Below are 3,257 nucleotides of genomic sequence, written 5' to 3'. Positions count from 1 at the left end.
CTGATGGCCGCGCTCGACTCCACCATCGTCTCCACCGCCCTGCCGACCATCGTCGCGGACCTGGGCGGGGCCGGGCACATGGCCTGGGTGGTCACCTCCTACCTGGTGGCCGAGGCCATCGCCACCGCCCTGTCGGGCAAGTTCGGCGACCTGTTCGGCCGCAAGCTCGTCTTCCAACTCAGCGGCGCGATCTTCATCATCGGGTCGATGGTCGCCGGGCTCGCGCACGGCATGACGCTGCTGATCTTCGCCCGCGCGGTGCAGGGGCTGGGCGCGGGCGGGCTCATGGTCACCTCCATGGCCCTGATCGCCGATGTGATCCCGCTGCGCGAGCGCGGCAAGTATCAGGGCGCGCTGGGTGCGGTCTTCGGCATCACCACGGTGATCGGACCCACCCTGGGCGGGCTGTTCACCGACCATCTGAGCTGGCGTTGGTGCTTCTACGTCAACGTCCCCATCGCGATCGTCATGATCGCGGTGGCGGCCCGGACCATTCCGATGACCCGCTCGGTGGTCAAGCCGATCGTCGACTACCTCGGCATCGCGCTGGTCGCCATCGGCGTCACCTGCCTGATCCTCGGATTGGAATGGGGCGGACAGGAATACGCGTGGGGCTCCTCGATGATCCTCGGCTTGTTCGGGGCCGCGGCGGTGGCGTTGGCGAGCTTCGTATTCGTCGAGTTCCGGGCCGCCGAACCGATGTTGCCCATGCATCTGTTCCGCAGCAATGTGTTCACGGTGTGCTCGATCCTGAGCTTCATCGTGGGCTTCGCGCTGCTGGGCGCGATGACGTATCTGCCCGCGTATCTGCAATACGTGGAAGGGGTTTCGGCGACCGCCTCGGGCGTGCGCACGCTGCCGCTGGTGGTGGGCCTGTTCTTCACCTCGATCCTGTCGGGCAATATCGTCGGCAAGACCGGGCACTACAAGATCTTCCCGATCCTGGGCTGCGCGATCATGGCGGTCGGCCTGTTCCTCATGTCGACCATGGGCCCGCACACCGGGTTCTGGCTGATGTCGCTGTACATGCTGATCCTGGGTCTGGGCGTGGGTCTGGCCATGCAGGTGCTGACCATCGCGGTGCAGAGCAGCGTCCCGTATTCGGATCTGGGGACCGCGACTTCGGGCGTCACCTTCTTCCGGACCATCGGCAGCGCGTTCGGCACCACCGTGTTCGGCACCCTGTACTCCAATCAGCTGCGCCCGAATCTCGAAGCGGCCCTGATCGAATCGCGGGTGCCGCCGCAGGTGGCGCAGAACCCGGCGGCCCTGCGCGACCTGCCCAAGGCGCAGGCCGCGCCGATCGTGCAGGCGTACGCGGATTCCATCGACTTCCTGTTCCGCTGGGTGGTGCCGGTGGCGCTGCTCGGCTTCGTGGTGGCGTTCTTCTTGAAGCAGGTCAAGCTGCGCGACAGCGTGCGCGCCGAGGCCACCGACGTGGGTGAGCAGTTCGCCATGCCGGACTCCGGCGACCGGCTGATGCAGTTGGAGCGGGCGGTCGCCCGAGTCCTGCGCAAGCAGCGCGACAATGCGGTGCCGGACCCGGGAATCCTTGCGGCGGCGGGCAGTTCGCTGGGCCGGGACGAGGCGTGGGCGCTCGGCCAGGTGCGCATGTACAACCGCTTGCGCGGCACCGCGACCCTCGACGACATCGCCCGAACCCATTGGATCCCCGCCGAATTGATCGGCCCGGTCTACGAGAAGGCCGAGCGGGAGGGCCTGCTGCTGCGTGACGGCAACGAGTTGACCCTCACCGACAAGGGTGTGGCCGAGGTGGATCGGGTGCGCGGGGCCTGGAAGCGCTGGCTCGCCGGCCAGCTCACCGACTGGGATGCCACCGATCCCGCCGACCGGGCGCTGCTCGAGCAGGCCATCGACAATATCGCCACCAAACTGCTCGATGAGGCCGATCACCCGGACGTGCTACCGGCCCGCTGACCCACCGTGATCGGATGCCCGCCACGAGATTCTCGTGGCGGGCAACGTTTTTCGATCAGGCGGAGACTGTCGCCGGACGCACCGTCGCGTCCCAGTCGATCCGGAAGCGCTGCTCCGGGCCGAGGTACTTCTCCATGTCCATGCGCTTGAACATCATCGGCATCAGCACCTGCATGGCCTTGCGGGCCACCGGCCCGGCCGCCTTGGTGCGGTTGGTGCGGGCGACGCGGGCCGCGACGCCTTCCACCCGCGGCCGCCGCAGCGCCTCGTAGGTGGCGAAAGCCGTTGTCGGATCATCGATATCGCGCAGGCAGCGGGCCAGCTCGATGGCGCTCTCGATGGCCATGGACCCGCCCTGGCCGGAACTGTTGCTGGGCGCGTGGACGGCGTCGCCGGTGAGCGCCATCCGGCCCCGGTACCAGTGCGGCACCGGCGGCATGATGTGCAGCGCGCCCGCCACTTCCAGCTGTTCGGGCGTGGTGTTGCGGGCCAGCTCCTCGCCGGGTGTCTCGCCCGCGTAGGTCTCGCGGATCGTGCGCAGCCACTTCTCGGCCGGGACTGTCCGCGCCTGCGACAGCGAAAGGTATTCCTCGGTAGGAAGATTCGCTCCCCAGCCCACCCGCCCGTCGGGCAGCGCCCAGTACAGGTAGTAGGCGCGTTTGCCGAAGGCGAAGGTCATCGAGTCCGGCGGCACCTCGAACGAGCAGTCGGTGTACGCGCCGAAGCCGAGCATGTGCAGGTAGGTCGGTCCCGGGGCCTTCGGGTCGATCAGCCCGCGCACCGTGGAGCGGATGCCGTCCGCGCCGATGAGCACATCGGCGGTGGCGCTGCTGCCGTCGGCGAAGATCGCGGTCACCCCGCCCGCGTGCTCCTCCACGTCGACGAGCCGCCGGTTGTATTCGAAGCGCACACCGGCGGCGACGGCCGTGTCGTGCAACACCTGGTGCAGCTCGGGCCGCTCGACCATCTGCAGCGGCTCGACATTCTGCAGACCCGGCAGGTCGAAGGTCTTGCCGTTCACCGACATCGACGAGGTCCGGATGGGCAGGGCGATGCGGCGCACCGCGTCCGCCGCGCCGACGATCTCGAGAGCGGCCATCCCGTTGGGCGCGAGCGCCAGCGCGGAGCCGATCCCGTAGGCCGGGCCCGGATAGGCCTCGCAGACGGTGACATCGATGCCCGCCCGGTGCAGGGCGGTGGCGGTGACGGGACCGGCGATGCCGCCCCCGATGACCAATGCGGAAGAAACAGACATGGTTGTCTCCAGTGAGAAGTGTTCGAAGGTTGGTCGAAATCCCCGAACCGACCCGCGCGTGGAG

2 protein-coding genes are annotated in these 3,257 nt (G+C 68.3%); one reads left to right on the top strand and one right to left on the bottom strand.

Features of this window, described 5'->3' with window-relative positions; translation table 11 throughout:
* Positions 1-1,938: MDR family MFS transporter (locus tag ACWELQ_RS41960; protein WP_452402550.1), on the top strand; the 1,938-nt coding region annotated here is incomplete at its 5' end.
* Positions 1,939-1,993: 55 nt separating this feature from the next.
* On the opposite strand, the gene ACWELQ_RS41955 is transcribed toward ACWELQ_RS41960, so the two are convergent.
* Complete coding sequence (locus ACWELQ_RS41955; protein ID WP_452402549.1) at positions 1,994-3,193, bottom strand: FAD-dependent oxidoreductase; 1,200 nt, start codon at positions 3,191-3,193, stop codon at positions 1,994-1,996.
* Positions 3,194-3,257: the final 64 nt, after the last annotated feature.

It is taken from the genome of Nocardia sp. NPDC004722 (genome assembly GCF_053601505.1).
Note: the sequence above shows the minus strand (reverse complement) of the source record. Positions and strands in the feature narration are given on the sequence as shown.

What these genes read in the sequence shown, in the direction of transcription:
- ACWELQ_RS41955 (WP_452402549.1), bottom strand. Translation starts at nt 3,193, where the DNA reads ATGTCTGTTTCTTCCGCATTGGTCATCGGGGGCGGCATCGCCGGTCCC.